Source organism: Pelagerythrobacter marensis (assembly GCF_036700095.1).
GTDB classification, from domain to species: domain Bacteria; phylum Pseudomonadota; class Alphaproteobacteria; order Sphingomonadales; family Sphingomonadaceae; genus Pelagerythrobacter; species Pelagerythrobacter marensis_A.
The window spans coordinates 236,044-254,287 of the sequence record NZ_CP144918.1; the positions used below are offsets into that span (position 1 = coordinate 236,044).

At 68.7% G+C, this 18,244-nt stretch carries 15 protein-coding genes; 10 read left to right on the forward strand and 5 right to left on the reverse strand.

What is annotated here, in order from left to right:
- Nucleotides 1-30: 30 nt before the first annotated feature.
- Nucleotides 31-1,242 (forward strand): FAD-dependent monooxygenase, encoded by a 1,212-nt coding sequence (locus V5F89_RS01085; protein WP_338446421.1) that lies wholly within the window; start codon nt 31-33, stop codon nt 1,240-1,242.
- Between the two features lie 58 nt (nt 1,243-1,300).
- Here the strand turns inward: V5F89_RS01085 and V5F89_RS01090 are convergent, their stop codons facing one another.
- Genes V5F89_RS01090 through hemC form a run of 3 tightly spaced genes read right to left on the reverse strand, consistent with a single transcriptional unit; the run spans nt 1,301 to nt 3,876 of the window.
- The gene (locus V5F89_RS01090; protein WP_338446422.1) at nt 1,301-2,215 is read right to left on the reverse strand and encodes a hypothetical protein; all 915 of its coding nucleotides are present in this window, start codon (nt 2,213-2,215) and stop codon (nt 1,301-1,303) included.
- A 51-nt stretch (nt 2,216-2,266) separates the two neighbouring features.
- Nucleotides 2,267-2,950, reverse strand: a complete 684-nt coding sequence (locus V5F89_RS01095) for a uroporphyrinogen-III synthase (RefSeq protein ID WP_338446423.1) — start codon at nt 2,948-2,950, stop codon at nt 2,267-2,269.
- Nucleotides 2,947-3,876 (reverse strand): hydroxymethylbilane synthase, encoded by a 930-nt coding sequence (gene hemC / locus V5F89_RS01100; protein ID WP_338446424.1) that lies wholly within the window; start codon nt 3,874-3,876, stop codon nt 2,947-2,949. The genes V5F89_RS01095 and hemC overlap by 4 nt, the downstream gene beginning before the upstream one ends.
- Nucleotides 3,877-3,921: 45 nt before the next feature.
- On the opposite strand from hemC, the gene tsaD reads away from it, so the two are divergent.
- The 9 genes from tsaD to V5F89_RS01145 all read left to right on the forward strand — a co-directional run bounded on the left by tsaD (nt 3,922) and on the right by V5F89_RS01145 (nt 12,431).
- Nucleotides 3,922-4,950, forward strand: coding sequence for a tRNA (adenosine(37)-N6)-threonylcarbamoyltransferase complex transferase subunit TsaD (gene tsaD / locus V5F89_RS01105; protein ID WP_338446425.1), 1,029 nt, complete (start codon nt 3,922-3,924; stop codon nt 4,948-4,950).
- Complete coding sequence (locus tag V5F89_RS01110) at nt 4,947-5,972, forward strand: NAD(P)H-dependent glycerol-3-phosphate dehydrogenase (RefSeq protein WP_338446426.1); 1,026 nt, start codon at nt 4,947-4,949, stop codon at nt 5,970-5,972. Before tsaD ends, V5F89_RS01110 begins: the two co-directional genes overlap by 4 nt.
- Complete coding sequence (locus tag V5F89_RS01115) at nt 5,969-7,468, forward strand: lipopolysaccharide biosynthesis protein (RefSeq protein ID WP_338446427.1); 1,500 nt, start codon at nt 5,969-5,971, stop codon at nt 7,466-7,468. Before V5F89_RS01110 ends, V5F89_RS01115 begins: the two co-directional genes overlap by 4 nt.
- 86 nt (nt 7,469-7,554) lie before the next feature.
- Nucleotides 7,555-8,295: an OmpA family protein gene (locus V5F89_RS01120; RefSeq protein WP_338446428.1), complete on the forward strand. Its 741-nt coding sequence runs from the start codon at nt 7,555-7,557 to the stop codon at nt 8,293-8,295.
- 112 nt (nt 8,296-8,407) lie between these two features.
- Nucleotides 8,408-8,995, forward strand: coding sequence for a hypothetical protein (locus tag V5F89_RS01125; RefSeq protein ID WP_338446429.1), 588 nt, complete (start codon nt 8,408-8,410; stop codon nt 8,993-8,995).
- Between the two features lie 84 nt (nt 8,996-9,079).
- Nucleotides 9,080-9,445: a response regulator gene (locus V5F89_RS01130; protein WP_338446430.1), complete on the forward strand. Its 366-nt coding sequence runs from the start codon at nt 9,080-9,082 to the stop codon at nt 9,443-9,445.
- A gap of 153 nt (nt 9,446-9,598) precedes the next feature.
- Nucleotides 9,599-10,774, forward strand: a complete 1,176-nt coding sequence (locus tag V5F89_RS01135) for an acyl-CoA dehydrogenase (RefSeq protein ID WP_338447480.1) — start codon at nt 9,599-9,601, stop codon at nt 10,772-10,774.
- Nucleotides 10,774-11,424, forward strand: a complete 651-nt coding sequence (maiA, locus tag V5F89_RS01140) for a maleylacetoacetate isomerase (protein WP_338446431.1) — start codon at nt 10,774-10,776, stop codon at nt 11,422-11,424. The genes V5F89_RS01135 and maiA overlap by 1 nt, the downstream gene beginning before the upstream one ends.
- Nucleotides 11,421-12,431: a fumarylacetoacetate hydrolase family protein gene (locus V5F89_RS01145; protein ID WP_338446432.1), complete on the forward strand. Its 1,011-nt coding sequence runs from the start codon at nt 11,421-11,423 to the stop codon at nt 12,429-12,431. Before maiA ends, V5F89_RS01145 begins: the two co-directional genes overlap by 4 nt.
- Before the next feature lie 95 nt (nt 12,432-12,526).
- On the opposite strand, the gene V5F89_RS01150 is transcribed toward V5F89_RS01145, so the two are convergent.
- Both V5F89_RS01150 and V5F89_RS01155 read right to left on the reverse strand, forming a co-directional pair.
- Nucleotides 12,527-15,730, reverse strand: a complete 3,204-nt coding sequence (locus tag V5F89_RS01150) for an autotransporter outer membrane beta-barrel domain-containing protein (protein ID WP_338446433.1) — start codon at nt 15,728-15,730, stop codon at nt 12,527-12,529.
- A gap of 127 nt (nt 15,731-15,857) precedes the next feature.
- On the reverse strand, nt 15,858-18,242 hold the full coding sequence (locus V5F89_RS01155) for a TonB-dependent receptor (RefSeq protein ID WP_338446434.1): 2,385 nt from the start codon (nt 18,240-18,242) through the stop codon (nt 15,858-15,860).
- Nucleotides 18,243-18,244: the final 2 nt, after the last annotated feature.

Genomic DNA, 18,244 nt, shown 5'->3' on the forward strand with positions numbered 1-18,244 from the left:
CGGCGAAAGGATTACCGCAACGAGAAGGCGATGAACGACACGCGCGACCTGCTGATCCTGGGCGGTGGCCTGGTGGGCATGACCCTGGCCCTGACCGCAGCGCGGCAGGGATTGTCGAGCCACGTGGTCGACCGGGCGGACTCCGCCGAACTGACCGCCGACGGTTTCGACGGCCGCGCAAGCGCGATCTCGACCGCGAGCTGGAACCTGTTCGCGAATATCGGCCTGGCCGCCACGCTGGAGCCGCATGGATGCCCGATCGAATCGATCGCGGTGACCGACCAGCTGCGCCCGGGCAGGATCGATTTCCGCCCCGAACCGCACGAGGGATCGCTGGGGCGCATGTTCGCCAACCGCACCCTGCGCCTCGCCCTGTTCGAAGCGGCCGCGCAGGAACCGCTGATCGCCTGGCATGCGAAAGCCGAAATAATCGGACGCGACAGGGGAGAGCACGCGGTTTCCGCCCGGCTGGCGGACGGCCGCACGCTGCACGCCGGCCTGATGGTCGGGGCGGAAGGCCGGATGTCGCCCACGCGCGAAGAGGCCGCGCTCAAGGTCGCGAAGTGGCAATATGGCCATCGCGCGATCGTCGCCGGGCTCGAACATGCCCTGCCGCACGAAGGGGTTGCGTGGGAGATTTTCTATCCCACCGGTCCGTTCGCGCTGCTTCCGATGCGCAGCACCGACGGCTCGCACCGGAGCGCGCTGGTCTGGACGGTGGACGAAAAGGACGCGGCCGGGACGCTCAAGCTGTCCGATCGCGCCTTCCGGGCCGAAGCGGAAAAGAGAATGGGCGACATTTTCGGCGGTGTCGTCGCGGTCGGGCCGCGCTCGTCGTTCCCGCTGGGGTTCCATCACACGGCGCGGATCACCGGGCAGCGCCTGGCGCTCGTGGGCGATGCGGCCCACGGCATCCATCCCATCGCGGGCCAGGGGCTCAACCTCGGCCTGCGCGACGTCGGCGCGCTGGTGGAAGTGCTGGCGGAAGGGGCCCGGCTGGGCCTCGATCCGGGCGATGCGCAAATGCTCGCGCGGTACGAACGCTGGCGCGGGCTCGATTCGTTCATGGTCGCGCTCGCGACCGACGGCCTCACACGGCTGTTCGGCATTCCCGGCCGAACGGCCTCGGTCATCCGGCGCACCGGCATGGCGGGCGTCCAGCGGATTCCCGCGCTCAAACACTGGTTCATGGACGAGGCGCGCGGCGTGTCGGGCGACGTGCCCGAACTCATGCGCGGATGACCCGGCGTCGTTCCCGGCGAGGCCGAAACGGCGCCCGCCCGCCGCGACGAAAACGGCGCTATTCGTCCTCCGCCGGATTCTCCGCCGGGCTGGGCTGTTCGATCTGATTGCCCAGCCCGTCGCGCAGGCGGCGGGGTTCGAGCACGGCCGAGGTTTCGATCAGGTCGAGCGCCTGCCGGGCCGCGACATAGCGCTCGGCATCGGCAATCCATCGCTCCGCCTGGGCCGCGCCGGGCATCTTGCCCACTTCCTCAATCGCCTTGTTCACCCGGCCGCTTTCGAGGAAGAACCGCGCCCGCTCTATTCGCCGCTGCGGCTGGGGCGAGGGGGTCGTTTCGCGGCGTATCACGAACAATTGGCCGAGTTCGTGGCCGATCCGTTCCAGAAGCGGGGCATCCTTCGCTTCGGTCAATTGCGGGGCGAGCCCTTCGAGCCGGGCGACGAGAACATCCAGCGTTACCGGATTGCGCGAAAATTCGATGATGGTGTTGACCGCATTGGGCTTGGCGTCGCCGAACCGCAAGCGCAACTGGTCGGCGAGATAGCCCAGTTCGGCCCCCCGATCGAGCGCGCGCCGGGTGGCGAAGGCGATCAGGAGCCCTTCGGCCCGCGCCGCATTGCCGGCGGCGGCCTGCGCCTGCAGGTCCAGCCGCGCGAGCCGCTGCTCGGCCGCGGCCAGCCGCTGATCGAACCCGCCCTGCTGCTCCGCCGCCTGCTCGGCCCGTTCTTCCGCGACCGTGGGCGGTGTAGCGGAAGGAGAAGGCAGCGGCGCGGGGGAGGCAGAACCGTCGCCCGCAACCGGTTCGGCCACCGGCTGCGCCGGCGCCTCGTCGCCGGCCATGCCGAAATCGACGCCGGAACGCCACGCGAAATAGCCGACCAGCAGCGCGCCCAGCAGGAAAGCGGCCACCGCAACCGCCAGAATGGGCTTGAGAGAGCCGCCGGAAGGGGTTTGATTTGCGTATCTGTCCATCGAAATCCGTTCTGCTACCCGCATGCCCTTGCAGGTGCCGACCCCCACCGGTCAATGGCACATGTCGCGCGCCAATGCCAGCAGGGCGCTATCCGACGGATGCGAAGCGGCGCCCACGTCTCGCCAGCCCTCGCCGGCGAGCTGCGCAATCCGCGGCGCGAGCGCGGCGATCGCCACGGCCGCGCGGCTCACCCCGCAACGGTCGCACTCTTGCGCGAAATGGCATGCAGCCTCGCCCGAATGGAGGAGCACCAGCGCTCCGTCGCAGAGGCGCTCGGCCAGGCCGGGCGGGAACCGGCCGTAGTCGACGCGATAGACGATGCGCGTTTCGATCGACACGCCCGGCGGCGGCGACAGCGGTCGATGCCGTTCTCCGGCCAGGCGCAGCAACCGCAGCGGCGCCTGCGGCCGCAGCGCGTCCACCACGCGCTGCAAGCCGCCTTCGCCCGCTATCCCCACCCGCAACCCGGCATCGCGCGCCGCATCGGCCGTTGCCTCGCCCACGACATGCGCCGTGCCGCCCTGCCAGCGCGCCAGTGCCGGGCCGGCGTGGCGCACGGCATTGGCGCTGCCCAGCAGCAAGGCGTCGAAGGCGGCTGCGGACGGCGCCTCCCAGGCGACCGGGGCGACGCTGGCCAGCGGATGCCCTTCGGCGGGCAGTCCGGCCGCACGGGCCGCATCCAGCGTCGCCGAAAGGCCGGGTTCCGGCCGAATGACGACAATCGGCCGAGTCATGCCGACCCGGTGAAATGGACCGCTATCCCCGCGCTCGCCCGGGCAAGCAGATCGGCCGCGAGCGCGGCAGGCGGGCCGGCATCGCCGGGGGCGGCACGGCATTCACCCTCCACCCGTTCGTTGCCGTCGGGGCTGAACAGCGCAGCGCGCAAGCGAAGGGCATCGCCTTCGCGGGTCGACAGCGCCGCCACCGGGCTGTGACAGGTCGCGCCGAGAGCGGCCAGCAGCGCGCGCTCCGCCATGACGCTCGCGCGCGAGAATCCGTCGTCGATGGCCGCGATCAGTGCGCGCGTCTGCGTGTCGCCTGCCAGGCATTCGATGCCGATCGCCCCCTGAGCCGGCGCCGGCAGCCAATCGCCGGGGTCGAGCGGGGTGCCGACCCCGTTCTCGCCCAGCCGCGCCAGCCCCGCTGCTGCGAGCAGGGTCACGTCGGCCTCGCCCGCGGCAAGCTTCGCCAGCCGCGTCGCGACGTTGCCGCGAAACGTGACGATCTCGCAATCGGGCCGGCGATGGAGCATCTGCGCCGCGCGTCGCGGGGCGCTGGTCCCCACTCTTGCTCCGCGGGGAATTTCCGCCAGGCTGGCCGCCCCGATCAGCACGTCGCGCACATCGGCGCGCGGCAGGATCGCCGCGATGGCGAGTATTTCCGGCCGCAGCGTCTCCACATCCTTCATCGAATGGACTGCGCCGTCGATGCGCCCTTCTGCAAGCCACTGGTCGAGTTCTTTCGTCCACAGCGCCTTGCCCCCGATCTCGGCCAGGGGGCGATCCTGGACCTTGTCGCCGCTGGCACGCACGGGCACCAGCTCGATCGCGCTTTCAGGCCATCCGTGGGCGGCGCACAGCCGCGCCCGCGCCTCGCGCGCCTGGGCCATGGCGAGCGGCGACTGACGGGTTCCGAGGCGAAGCTTTGGCGGATCGATCATGAGCGATGCTTGCCCTAGCGAGCCAATTTGTTCAGGGAAAGCGGCATGGGGATCGTGCTTGGCATCGAATCGAGCTGCGACGAGACTGCGGCCGCCCTCGTCACCACCGACAGGCGGATCGTGGCGCAGCGCATTGCGTCGCAGGACGCGGAGCACGCACCCTATGGCGGCGTGGTGCCCGAAATCGCGGCGCGCGCCCATGCGGAACGGCTGACCCCGATGATCGAAGCAGTGATGGCGGAGGCGGGCCTCGAACTCGCCGATCTCGACGCGATCGCGGCGACCGCCGGGCCGGGGCTGATCGGCGGGGTCATGGTCGGGCTGGTCAGCGCCAAGGCACTGGCGATGGCGGGCGAGGTGCCGCTGATCGCGATCAATCACCTCGAAGGCCATGCCCTTTCTCCGCGCCTCGCCGACCCGGGCCTTGCCTTCCCTTACGCGCTCCTGCTGGTTTCCGGCGGCCATTGCCAGATCCTGCGGGTCGAGGGTGTCGGCCGGTATCGGCGCCTGGCGACCACGATCGACGACGCGCTGGGCGAAGCGTTCGACAAGACGGCCAAGATTCTCGGCCTCGGCTTTCCCGGCGGCCCTGCGGTCGAGCGGCTGGCGCGCGAAGGCGACCCCCGTGCCGTGCCCCTGCCCCGGCCGCTGGTCGGCAGCGGGGAGCCGCATTTCAGCTTCGCCGGGCTCAAGAGCGCGGTCCTGCGCGCGAGGGAAAGCGGCCGCTATCGGGACGCGGACATCGCCGCCAGCTTCCAGCAGGCCGCGCTCGATTGCGTGATCGACCGGCTGACGGTCGCGCTGGAAGCGATCGAGCCGGTGCCGGCGCTGGTCGTGGCGGGCGGAGTGGCCGCGAATCAGGCGATACGCGGCGCGCTGGAAGATTTCGCGGGCAAGCGCGAGCTGCGGTTCGTGGCGCCGCCGCTCGCGCTGTGCACCGACAACGCGGCGATGATCGCCTGGGCGGGCTGCGAGCGGCTGGGCCAGTCCGACCCGCTCGACATCGCGGCGCGACCGCGCTGGCCGCTCGATCCCGAGGCGGAGCCGGTGCGCGGCGCGGGGTACAAGGCATGAGCGGAACGCGGCACGCCCCGGTCGGCGTGATCGGCGCCGGGGCCTGGGGCACGGCGCTGGCGCAGATGCTCGCGTCGGACGGGCGCGAGGTCCTGCTATGGGCGTTCGAACCGGAGCTGGTGGAGCGGATCAATACCGATCACCGCAATCCGATCTACCTGCCTTCGGCCGAACTGGCCGCCACGATCCGCGCCACCGGAGCGCTGGAGGACCTTGGCGATTGCGCGACCGTCCTTGCGGTCACGCCGGCGCAGCATCTCGGCAAAGTGCTGAGCGGCCTGCGCGCCGCGCCGCGTGACCTGGTGCTGTGCAGCAAGGGGATCGAGGCGGGGAGCGGACGGCTGATGAACGCGGTCGCGTCGCAAGCCGCGCCGGGCAGCGAGATTGCCGTGCTGTCCGGCCCGACTTTCGCGCACGAAGTCGCCACCGGACTGCCGACCGCCGTGACGCTCGCCTGCAGCGGCGGAGAGAGCCAGTGGGACCGGCTCGCCCCCACGATCGCGCGGCCGCGGTTCCGGCCCTATTATTCGGATGATATCGTGGGCGCGGAAATCGGGGGATCGGTCAAGAACGTTCTCGCCATCGCCTGCGGCGTGGTCGACGGCCTCGGCCTCGGCCAGAACGCGCGCGCCGCGCTGATTGCGCGCGGCTATGCCGAGATGCTGCGTTTCGGCGAGACGCTGGGCGCGCGGCCGGAAACGCTCGCCGGGCTGTGCGGGCTGGGCGATCTGGTGCTCACCTGCTCTTCGACCTCCAGCCGCAATTTCTCGCTCGGCAAGGCGCTGGGCGAAGGGCAGTCCGCCGACAGCCTGATGGCCGACAGGCGCACGGTTGCCGAGGGCGCGCATACCGCGCCCGTGCTTGCCGAACTGGCCGCGCGCCACGGGATCGCCATGCCGATCGTCACCGCCGTCCACCACTTGCTGGGCGGAGCCCCCGCGCGCGATATCGTCAGCGAACTGCTCGCTCGCCCGCTCCGGTCCGAACAGGACGGTCCCGGCGCCCAGGGTTCCCCTGCGTGAGCGAAACCGCGCAGCAGGGCGATATCGCCGCACTGGCGAAAGGGGGGCGGACGAACTTCTTCGGCTTCCTGCTGCGGCTGGCCGCGAGGCTGCCGTTCCTGTTCATCGCCGGCCGCCTTTACGGCGCGGAAGAGCTTGGCCGCTTCGCCTCCGCCCTGGTGGTGGTGGAACTGACCGCGCTCGTCTGCTCGATGGGCGAGAAGCGCGGGCTGGCCCAGCGCCTTTCCGAAGGCGAAGGCATCCGGCCCGCCAATCTGGTGTTCGACGGCCTGCTGCTCGCGCTGCTGCTCTCCTGCGCGGCGGCGGCATTCCTGTGGTTCGTGCCCGCCCCGATGTTCCCCGCAGGCGAATACGGCGTGCTCGACAAGCTTCTGGTGACCGCGATCCCCGCCTATGCGCTGACCGAGATCCTGCTCGCGGCCCAGGCCTATCGCTACGACATAGCGACCACCGTGCGCGCGCGCGCGATCGTCGAACCCTGGACGATCTCGATCATGGCGGGCGTCTTCTTCTACGTGATTCCGCGTTCGGGCCTGTCGCTCGCCTATATCGCCTCGATCTATGCCGGCCTGGCGGCAGCGGCCTGGCCGTTCCTGCGGACATACGGCCTGCCGCACAACTGGCGCCCCAACCTCGGCGACATGTGGGGCATGTCGGCCCGGGCCTTCCCGCTCGCAACCGCCGATGCGGTGGAATGGGGAACCCGCCGGCTCGATATCTTCATCCTGGGCCTGTTCGCCGCGCCCGCCGCGGTCGGCATCTATTACGTCGCGCAACAGGTGGCGAGCCTGCCGCAAAAGCTGAAAACCAGCTTCGAGCCAATTTTGGGCCCGGTGATCACACGCAATCTGAAGGAAAACAACTTCCCGGCGATCGCGAAGCAGGTCTGCCAGGTCGGCTTCTGGATCGTCGCCGCGCAGGCCGGAATCGCCCTGGCGCTGGGCGTTCCGGGCGAGGCGGTCATGGGGCTGGTCGGTCCCAATTTCGTGGGCGGCACGGGCGCGCTTTCGTTTCTGCTCGCCGCCGAAGTCGTCGCCGCCACCGCCGTCGTTTCCGAAGCGGCGCTGGTCTACGTCGCGCGCAAGCGCAACCTTGCCATTTCGCTGGCGACCATTGCGCTCCAGGGCATATTGACCGTGGGCGCCATCATGCTGGTCGAGCGCATGGATCTGGGCGAGCCCTACAAGGCGGCTGCCGCGGCGATTTCGCTGATGGTTGCGCTGGGCGTCGCCTCGCTCGCCAAGGCATGGCTGCTGTCGCGCATTCTGGGCGAGCGGGTCAACAACTGGCGCTGGGCGCTGGTCTGGGCGGCGGTGCCGGCGATCGCGGTCGGTTATCTGGCGACACGGATGCCCGAATGGGCCGAGCTGATCTTCGGCGTCCCGTTGATTCTGCTGATGTACGGCTGGATCATATGGCGCAAGGGGTTCGGCCCCGAAGACCGCGTGCTGTTTCGCCGCGAGATCGGAAACGACGGGGAAGCGCCCGCGGAATAGGCGCATGGCGAGCCCCGCGCCCCCTCTCCCCGGCCCGGGCGCTCTCGCGATTGCGCCGGGCGCGGGCAGGCATTAAGGCGCGGGCAATGCCCCTGCGCCCGACCATAGCCATCGTCGCCGGAGCGCTCGTCACAGCTGCGCTGGCGCTCGCCGGCGCCACGATGTCGGCGCACGACATCCAGGCCGATCTGGAACGCCGCGCCGCCGAAGCTATCGACCGCGTCGGCGGAAAAGGCGTGCGGGCGCATTTCACTTCGCCTTCGGGCTGGCCTTCGCGCCATCCGGTTCTCGAAAGCGACGGCAATCTCGACGAGGGAACGCGCGCCGAAGTCGCACGCGCAGTCGCCGCGATTCCCGGGATCGGGGGCGTGCGCTGGGCGGACGGCGAAGCGCGCGCGCAAGTCGCGGGCATCGAATATACGCCGATGCATTGCCAGGAGGACGTGGACGCCCTGCTCCGCGCCCGGACGGTGCGATTCGAACAGTCGCGCAGCACGATCGACCGGTCGAGCCAGCAACTGCTGGACGAAGTCGCGGCCGCGCTGCGCCCCTGCCTCGGCAGCATTATCGCGATCACCGGCCATACCGACAGCTCGGGCACGGAATCGGGCAACCTCGCCTTATCGCGCGAACGCGCGCATGCCGTGCGCCAGGCACTGATTCAGCGGGGCATTCCGGGCGACGGGCTGCGCGCGCGCGGCGTCGGCTCCGCCGAGCCGGTCGAAGGGTTGGCCCCGACCGACCCGGCCAACCGCCGGATCGAATTCTCGGTGATCGCGACCGAGCCGCTGGAAATCGCACCGGTCGACGTTCCGGGAGCACGCTGAATGGCAATCTGGTTCGAATTGATGGTAATGTTGCTGGTCACCTACGCGATCGGCCTCGGCGCAGGCTGGCTGGTCTGGGGCCGGGTGTCGCGGGATATGGGAGAATGATCGCATGATGCAGATGGTGCAGACGTGGTGGCCGCTTTTCATCGTTGCCCTCCTGCTGGGCATCGCCGTGGCATGGTGGGTGTTCAGACCCTCGCGCAGCGCACGGGTGATCGATCGCGACGGGTCGGACGTGCTCGACGAAGGCGCGGCCCCTGCATCGCGCAACCAGGCGCTGATCGACGCGCCGCCGGCGGCATCGCCCCTGCCGCCCGTGGTCCCTCCCGGCATTGCCGGGACCGGCACGGCGGTCGCTGCCGCGGTCGAGGCGCAGCGGGACGCGGCGGAGCCGGCCCGGACGGAGGCCGACGATGCACCGCCGCCCGCGCCGGCCGCCGAACCCGCGCCAGCGGGAGAGGGCGACGATCTGACCCGGATCAAGGGGATCGGCCGCAAGCTCGACGAACTTCTCCGCTCGCTCGGCGTCACCAGCCTGGAACAGATCGCGGCGTGGAGCGATGCCGATATCGACCGGATCGACGCCCGGCTGGGCCGGTTCCAGGGCCGCATCCGGCGCGACGACTGGGTGGAGCAGGCACGCCTGCTTTCGGCCGGAGACACGCGCGGCTACGAGGACAAGTTCGGGAAGCTCTGAACCGGCCATCCGGCAAGAGTGGGGAACATTTTACCTGCCTGAGATTTGGTCGATCAAGCGCAATCGCAATCTCGACAGGTTCCTATGTCCAAGCATTTTCGTATTCTCGTCGCCGAAGACGAATTCATCGTCGCATTCGATTTATGCGATACGGTCAAGGAGGCCGGCTTCGAGGTCGAAGGCCCGCATTCGGCAATTTCGTCCGCGATGCTCGCGGTCCAGAAGGCGCGCCCGGACCTTGCCATTCTCGATGTCCGTCTGGAGGACGGCGACAGCTTCAGCCTGGCCGAAACCCTGATGGCCGAAGACGTGCCGGTCATCTTCCATTCGGGCCAGTTCAGCCCGGACGAGGTTCGCCAGCGCTATCCCGCGGCGATAGCTTGCGCCAAGCCGTGCCCGCCGAACGTGATTTTGCAAAAGGTCCAGCAGGCGCTTTCGACGACTCACTAAGACCGCCGCGTGCGCCGGGAGCTTGCGGCGCCTCAAGGATTTCTCCGCAACAGAACCGGCATCTTCGCCCGAACGCATGGCGGGTGGACTTGTCGTGCCCGCGCAAGCCTGCAAAGGAAGGTGGCGACAGTTACAGGAGAAACCATGGCCGGAATGGTGCCGTTCAACTGGCAGGACCCGTTCGATCTCGACGGGCAACTGAGCGAAGACGAACGCATGATCCGCGACGCCGCGCGCGGTTTTGCGCAAGGCGAGCTGCAGCCGCGGGTGCAGCAGGCGTTTCGTGACGAGGCCGACGCGCCCGAGCTGTTCCCCCTGATGGGCCGTGCCGGGCTGCTCGGCGCGACGATACCGGAGGAATTCGGCGGGGCAGGCGCGGGCTATGTCGCCTACGGCCTGATCGCGCGCGAGATCGAACGGGTCGATTCGGGCTACCGCTCGATGGCGTCGGTCCAGTCCAGCCTCGTGATGTATCCCATCCATGCCTACGGCACGCAGGAGCAGCGCGAGAAATACCTGCCCGGCCTGGCCAGCGGTGCGTTGATCGGCTGTTTCGGTCTGACCGAACCCGACGCCGGTTCCGACCCCGGCGCGATGAAGACTTACGCAAAGAAGGACGGCAACGGCTATTCGCTGTCCGGGTCGAAGACCTGGATATCGAACGCCCCCTTCGCCGACGTCTTCGTGATCTGGGCCAGGAGCGAGGCGCACGGCGGCGCGATCCGCGGCTTCGTGCTCGAAAAAGGCATGGCCGGCCTGTCCGCACCGAAGATCGAGGGCAAGCTGAGCCTGCGCGCATCGACCACCGGCATGGTGGTGATGGACGAGGTCAAGGTCGGCGCCGACGCGCTCCTCCCGGAAGTGGAGGGTCTCAAAGGGCCCTTCGGCTGCCTCAACCGCGCGCGCTACGGCATATCGTGGGGCGCCATGGGCGCGGCCGAATTCTGCCTCGAGGCCGCGCGCCGGTATGGCCTCGACCGGCACCAGTTCGGCGTCCCGCTCGCCTCCAAGCAGCTTTACCAGCTCAAGCTCGCGAACATGACCAGCGAGATCGCGCTCGGCCTCCAGGCCAGTCTGCGCGTCGGGCGGCTGATGGACGAAGGGCGGTTCGCGCCCGAGATGATTTCCATCGTCAAGCGCAACAATGTCGGCAAAGCGCTGGAAATCGCGCGGGCCGCGCGCGACATGCACGGCGGCAACGGCATTTCCGACGAATATCAGGTGATCCGCCACATGGTGAACCTCGAAACGGTCAACACCTACGAGGGGACGCACGACGTCCACGCCCTGATCCTGGGGCGGGCGATCACCGGGATCGCGGCGTTCTGATGAAGCTCCACGGATACTATCGCAGCTCGACCAGCTACCGCCTGCGGATCGCGCTCAACCTCAAGCGCATCGATTACGAATACGTGCCGGTCAACCTGCTCGCCGGCGAGCAGGCCGGCGGGCCGTATGCCGCGCGCAATCCATTCGCGAGCGTCCCGCTGCTGGAGGCGGACGGGCGCGACCGGGCGCAGTCGATGGCGCAGCTCGAATGGCTCGACGAAGCCTACCCCGAACACCCGCTGCTGCCGGCCGACATCGAACAGCGCTTCACCGCGCGCGAACTGGCCTATGCCATCGCGACCGAAACGCACGCCCCGAACAACCTTCAGGTGCTCAAGTACCTGAAGGCCAACTTCGGCGCCTCGCAGGAGCAGGTCGACACCTGGTACCGGCACTGGCTGTCGCGCACGTTCACGCCGATCGAGGCGCGGCTGGCGCAGCTCGGCACCGGCGATTTCCTGTTCGACAGCCCCGGCCTGTTCGAGGTCGTCCTCCTGCCGCAGCTCTACAACGCACGCCGCTTCGCGCTCGACCTGTCGGCCATGCCGCATATCGAGCGCATAGAGGCGGCCTGCCTTCCGCTCGACGCCTTCCGGCGCGCGCACCCCGACAATCAGCCGGACAACCCGGAAAAAGGACAAGGCACATGAAGCTCGCAAGCCTCAACGATGGAACCCGCGACGGCAAGCTGGTCGTCGTCTCGCGCGATATCACCCGCTATTGCGCGGCCGACAATATCGCACCGACAATGCAGTATGCGCTCGACAACTGGGCCGACGTCGCGCCCAGGCTGGAAGTGCTCTATCGCGATGTCGAGCACGAGGCGGTGCCCTGCGAACGCTTCCACGAGCGCGAGGCGCATTCGCCCCTGCCGCGCGCCTATCAGTGGGCCGACGGGTCGGCCTACATCAACCACGTCGAACTCGTGCGCAAGGCGCGCGGCGCCGAAGTGCCCGAAAGCTTCTATCACGATCCGCTGATGTATCAGGGCGGGTCCGACGATTTCCTGCCTCCGCGCGCGAATATCCCGCTGAAGGATACCGCCTGGGGTTGCGACATGGAGGGCGAGATCGCCTGTATTGTCGACGACGTGCCGATGGGCGTTTCGGCGGAAGAAGCGGCGGAGCACATCAAGCTGCTGATGCTGGTCAACGACGTATCGCTGCGCGGGCTGATCCCCGGCGAGCTGGCCAAGGGCTTCGGGTTCTTCCAGTCCAAGCCGGCGAGCGCGTTCAGCCCGGTCGCGGTCACGCCCGACGAGCTGGGCGATGCCTGGCGCGGCAATGTGATCCATCGCCCGCTGATGGTCGATTACAACGGCGAGCCGTTCGGACGGGCCAATGCGGGGAAAGACGCAACGTTCAGCCTGGCCGAGCTGGTCGCGCATGCCGCGAAGACCCGCAACCTGGGCGCGGGCGCGATCATCGGGTCCGGTACGGTTTCCAACCAGGGGCCCGAAGGCGATCCGGGCAAGCCGGTCGCCGAAGGCGGCGCCGGCTATTCGTGCATCGCCGAAATCCGCATGATCGAAACGATCGCCCAGGGCGAGGCGAAGACGCGTTTCATGGCACCGGGCGACACCGTGGCGATCTGGATGGAGGACGAATCCGGCCATTCGATCTTCGGCAAGATCGAACAGGAAGTCGTCCAGGCCTGATCCCTTCCCCTTCGGCCCGAAGAGATGGCCATGCCGCCCGGCCGGAGGGGACCGGGCGACATGGCCGGCCCGCGTAGAACGCGGGCTGGGGGGGCTCAAAATCCCATGCGGATCGTTCCCCGCAGGGTGAAACCGACATCGTCGTGGCGCTCCTCCGCGCCGGCTTCGCCGGAGATGGTGAAGGCCTCGTCCCCGCCAAGCGCCCGCAGGCGCGCATACCAGCCGTTGGCGCTCTGCTCCGCCTGCAGCGTGAACGGGTCCCCACCCTCGAAGTGCGCGGTCGTATCGCCGAGCGAGCCGCCGACGACTTCGCGCCAGCCGCCTTCGCCCTCGACCCGGAACCAAGTTTCGTCGCGCGCGCGCATCCCCTTGAAATCGACGCCGAGCGTGAGGCCGCCGTTCACCGCGAACTCGTCGCTCGTGCGCTCGGCCACGGTCAGGTTCAGCCCGCCGCCGCCGGTATCGGTATAGCCGTCTTCCTTCAGGCGGACGTAATCGAAGCTGACCGCCGGCCGGAAGAAGAAGAACTGGCTGCCCCCTTCGAACGACGCGCCGCCCATGAAGCTGGTGACGGTGCCGTTCCATTCGCGCTCGATATCGCGCGAGACGACCTCGTCGCCCACCGTAGCGTCGAAGTGGCGGGTCCCGTCGAAATCGACCATGCCGATGCCGGCGCGCGCGAAAGTCTGCAGGCCGCCCCACTTGCCAACCCAGTGCGCGGCAATCTCGTAAGTCCCCGAATGGACCGCGCTGGTGTCGCCGATGTCATGGCGGTTCCACAGATAAGTGATCGTCCCGCCGAAACGGCCGAGCCCGGTGGAGATTTCCGCCCCCGCGGCAAAGCCGAGGCCGCTCTGGTCGTAGGCGGCCGTTTCGCCCTGGTCCTTCTGCGAGCCCCAGCCCCCGGCATCGAAGATCAGATGGATCTTGGACGTCGGTTCGATCGGTCCCTGCGGATCGGTCAGGAAACGCGACATCGTCCGCATACCCAGGCTCACGCCTTCGAATGCGCCGCCGGCGTGATCGGGAAGCATAAGGGTGACGGTATCGCGAAACGAATCGCCATCGGTGATGTTGAGGAAGACGCCGGCGATTTCCTCGTCCTCGCCCAGCGCGTCGAGGATCGCGTCGTAGGCAGCGGACTGCGACCGGTTGAGCCCCAGTTCGGTGGTCGTCTTGCGGTCGATATCGACCGCCAGCTCGTTCGCCGCCTCGTCCGCGTCGATCGTCGCCTTGTACATGAACGGCAGCAGCGAGCTGTCGCCCTCGAGTTCGTCGCCGACCTGCAGGTCGCCCGCAGTGAGCACGACATAGCGCCCTTCGGCATCGTCGATATCCGCCAGGCGGAAACGCAGCTTCGCATCGTCTTCGAACGTGGCCGTTCCGGCCACGTCGATCATCGTGCCTTCGCCCGCGTCCTTGTCCAGCGTCACGTCGAGGATCGCGCCCGACGCCAGATCGAGCGAGCCGATCGCCGTCGGCCGCGAAAGCCCGAGAACCCCGCCATCGACCCTGACCGCAAGATTGGCCGCGTTGGTCAGCGTTCCGACGAACTGCGCCGACCCGGCAAGCGTGAGTTCGTCCGCGCCGCCGCCGAAATCGACCGAACCGTCGAACACCGACTTGCCGGCGAGGCTCATCGTATCGTCGCCGCCGCCGAACACGACCGAACCGGTCTGCTCGGCGTCGCCCGACAGCGCGAGCCTGTTGTCGCCCGCGCCGAAGGCGACTTTGCCAGCGACCGTGCCGTCGGCGATCTCGAACGTGTCGTCGCCGCTGCCGAACAGGACATTGCCTTCGATCGAGGGGGCGTCCTTGCCCGATGCCACTTCCGTCTGCCGCACGGTAACGCCCGCGGTGTTTGCCGACAGGTCGATCGCAATATTGCGATCCGAAGCGGCATCGGCACCGGTGGCCGAAATCGCGCCGCTGTTTTCGATCAGCGCGACGCCGCCGCTGCGGTCGACGATCGCGGTCGCGGTGCCATCCTTGCCCGAAACGCCGGCCTCGATCGTTCCACTGTTGCGGATCGTTTCGACGCTGGCGCCTTCGTCCACCACCACGGCCACGGCCAGCGATTCGTCGTCGTTCCCCGCGCTGGCGCTGATGGTCCCGGAGTTGCGGATTTCGGGCACGGTGGCGTCGGCGCCGATGCGCAGCGCGGTCGCCTCCGCCGCGCCGATCGCCTTGGCGGCCACCGTACCGGAGATCGAGACGCCGTTGGCGATATCGACCGCCCCGCCGCGCCCACCGATCACCAGACCGTTGCCGTCGACGCCCGAGTAGACGCCCGATCCGCCGACTTCGCCTTCGATAATGACGCCGAAATCGCTGCCGCTGCCCGCGACCGGTCCGATGGCGATGTCGCGATCTTCGGCACCGATCACCATTGCCGGCGCTTCGCCGGCGGAAACGACTTTGGCCGTGCCTTCCTTGTCGTCGTCGATCCCGTCGCCGTCTTCATCGTCGTTATTGGAATCGCTATCCTTAGGAGCTGCGGCGAGGACGATGCCGCCGGTCACGTCGCCTTCCACCACGAGAGCCGATCCGCCCTGGAGCTTGTCGTCGGCATCGAGCTTCGACTGGTCCGAAGGCGGTGTGGGGTAACGATATCCGGTGGAAGTGATTTCCCCCTGCACGACCATTGCGCCATCGACATCCCCGCCGAAGCGCGCGCCGATCGCGCCTTCGCCCTGCGCCGTCACTTTGCCGGCCAGACGGACATTCCCGGTGATATCCTGCGTGTCGACCCCGACCGAATTGCTGCCGGTCACGGTGGTTTCGCCGTTGTGGGTGAAATCGCCGGTCAACGGCCCGCCCAGCGCGATGCCGGCGGAATCGTTGCCTTCGACGACGATCTTGCCGCTGTTGGAAATGTCGCCGGTGTGCGCGCCCAGCGTGCGGATCCCGGCGCGCCCGGTGCCGACCGCGAAAGGTCCGTCCGCGTCGCCGTCGTTGTCGATATCTTCGGGGGTATAAGTCTCGTCGATCGTGATCGTGCCTGAATTGACGATATCGCCGGTGGTGCCCGCCTCGGCCGCGATGCCGGTGGCGCCGTTGGCATTGGTGATCTTGATCGCGCCTTCGTTGGTGACGGTATGGTCGCTGTCCATCGTGACCGCGGTGCCGCCGGTGACGACGACCGAGCCATCCTCGTCGATTCGGATCGAATCGGGTGATCCGCTCTTGACCGTCGACGTCCGCACCGGCTGGGTCCGGTCGTCGGAGATCACGGTCTGGGCGGCCAGCGGGGTGGCAAGTGCGGCAATCGCGGTGGTCGCGAGCAAGTAGCGATTCATGGGTCCTCCGGTCGGTTATCGACCGCAAGACGGAGCCGTCGCCGGCCAGCCTTGGCCCGAGCGCGGGAAATTTTTTCGCGTGCCGACAATATGCGGCAGCGCCGGTGCCGCCTCGATGAGAACGACCCTAGAAGGAAAGATCCAGCCCCAGCCGGAACGTGCGCGGACGCAGCGGCGTGATCTGTTCGCGCCCGATCTCGAACGGGGTGCCCAGCGCGAAGCGATTGCCTTCGGTATCGAAGAGGTTGGATATGCCGAGCGAAATGCCCAGATCCTCCCGCCCGATGCGGACGGTCAGCCCGCTGTCGAGATAGTCGCCCTGCTCCTCGCCCAGTTCGGGGCCGATCCCGAGGCGCGATTTGCCGACGTAACGGGTCCATCCCTGGGCGGTGAGCACGAGATCGCCCTGCAGCGGCCGCTGGTAGTCGAACCCCGCGCGCACATTGATCCGCGCGATATTGGGGATCTGGCCGATCCGGGTGGAGACCAGGGTCTGCGGGCTGTCGATCCGGCTGTCGTTCCACGAGAGGCCGCCTTCGATGCGCAAGCCGCGCGTTACCGCAACCCCGCCCGACAGGGTCGCCGTCCAGACCTGGCCGTCGCCGATATTGGCAGTGCTCGGCAGGCCGAGCGGATCGATGAAATCGGCCTGAATGTCGCGCCAGCGGGTGAAGGCGAGACTGCCGGCGAGATCGAACGCCCCCCGGCCCGGCTGCCCGTGGCGCGCGCCGACTTCGAAGGTGGCGGTGCGGTCGCTGCGGAACCGGCGGACGAAATCGCCGTCGATCGCAAGGCCGCCCGGCCGGAACCCTTCCTGATACTTGATGTAGAGCGCGGTGTCCGCGATCGGGCTGGCGGTGAGCGAGACCGATGGCAGAAACACCGTTTCATGGCGCTGGGCGGTCACTTCGGCACGCAGGAGCGCGAGGAACTGGTCGACATCCTCGCCCTGCCCGCCAAGCTCCGAACGGGTGACGCGCCCGCCCGCCGTGGCGACCAGGCCTTCGCGCAGGCGATAGCTCGCCTCGCCATAGACCGTCAGCTCGTCCACCGTATTGCGCACGCCGGTGCTCGCGGCCGTGGTCGAGCTGGCATTTTCGGGCCCGATCGTTTCGAAACCGCGCGTCAGCTGCGTGCGGCTGCGGGTATAGCTGGCCCCGGCAACCCAGCCGAAACGATCCTCCATCGGCTGCCAGATGCGGGTTTCGTTGGCGATCATGCGCGAATCGTTGTCCTGCACGAACAGCCGGGCGGCGGTCGCGTCGGGCTGGGTCGCGTCGTAGCGTTCCTGGAGGTTCTGCCGGACAATGCCGGTGGAGGAACGGAACCGCGCCGCCCCCAGTCTGCCGCTCACCACCACCTGCCCCTGCAGGTAATCGGCATCGAACCCCTCGGTGACATTGGCCGAACGGGTCAGCGGCGGCCCCTCGCGGTCGGCATACTGGCTGTCCTTACCCTCGGTCCACTGGCCGAGGCCGATCAGGTCGACGGTCCACCCACCACCTGCATCGAGCCGGGCGATGGCCCGCCCGCCGTAGATGTTGGTGCGGTTCACGTCGTCGCGGCCGATCAGGGGCTTATCGATATAGCCGCCCTGGCTTTCGGCATCGAACACCGCGCGCAGGGTCGCCCTCTCGCCCGCGAGCGGCAGGTTCATCACGGCGCTCAGGTCCGCGCCCAGCGCGCCGTGCTGGGTCGCCGAGCCGCCCATGCCCGCCGAAAGCGCGGTAACCCCCGGCTCCGGCTCGTTCGGCACCAGGCGGATGATCCCGCCCAGCGATCCCGCGCCGTAAAGCGTGCCCTGCGGCCCCTCGAGCACCTCGACCTTCTCCATGTCGGACAGGCGCAAGTCGGGATCGGGCGAATTGTAGCTCAGCCGCAAGTCGCCCAGATATTGCCCGACCGTCGCCTGTGTCGGCCCGGTAAAGCTCGAATCGGCGATGCCGCGAATGAACAGCTTGTTGCGCCCGCTGCCGAGATAGGTCGAGGTGACGCTGGCCACGCGATCGGCGATCCGGTCGGTTCCCACGGGGCCGCCCAGGGTCAGCGAATCGCCGTCGAGAATCGTGATCTGCCCGGCATAGTCGCGCAGTTGCACGTCGCGCTTGCTGGCCAGAACCACGATCGGCACGGTCCCCACCCCGGGCGGAGGGGCCGCGGGCGGCGCCGCGGCGGGCCGGGCGGAGGCGCGCCGCGCGCCGCGGCCGGGCGCCGCGCGGCGATCGTCGGCAACCAGTCGCCAGCCCATCGATCCGGCGGCGATCGGCCGTGCGCCGATGGCTTGCGCCAGCCGCCTGACGGCTTCTTCCGTGCTGTACCGGCCGCGGATCGCCGGCACCCGCCGCGCGGCCAGCTCGGGCGCAGCGATTACGATGCTGGTGCCGGTCTGGCGCGCGATCGCCGCCGCCGCATCGCCCGCCCGCCCCGCCGGCACGTCCACGCGCCGCTCCTCCGCCTGAACGGCGGTGGCGGCGAGAAGCGCGGCCATGACTATCGGCAGACGGTAAGGCATCC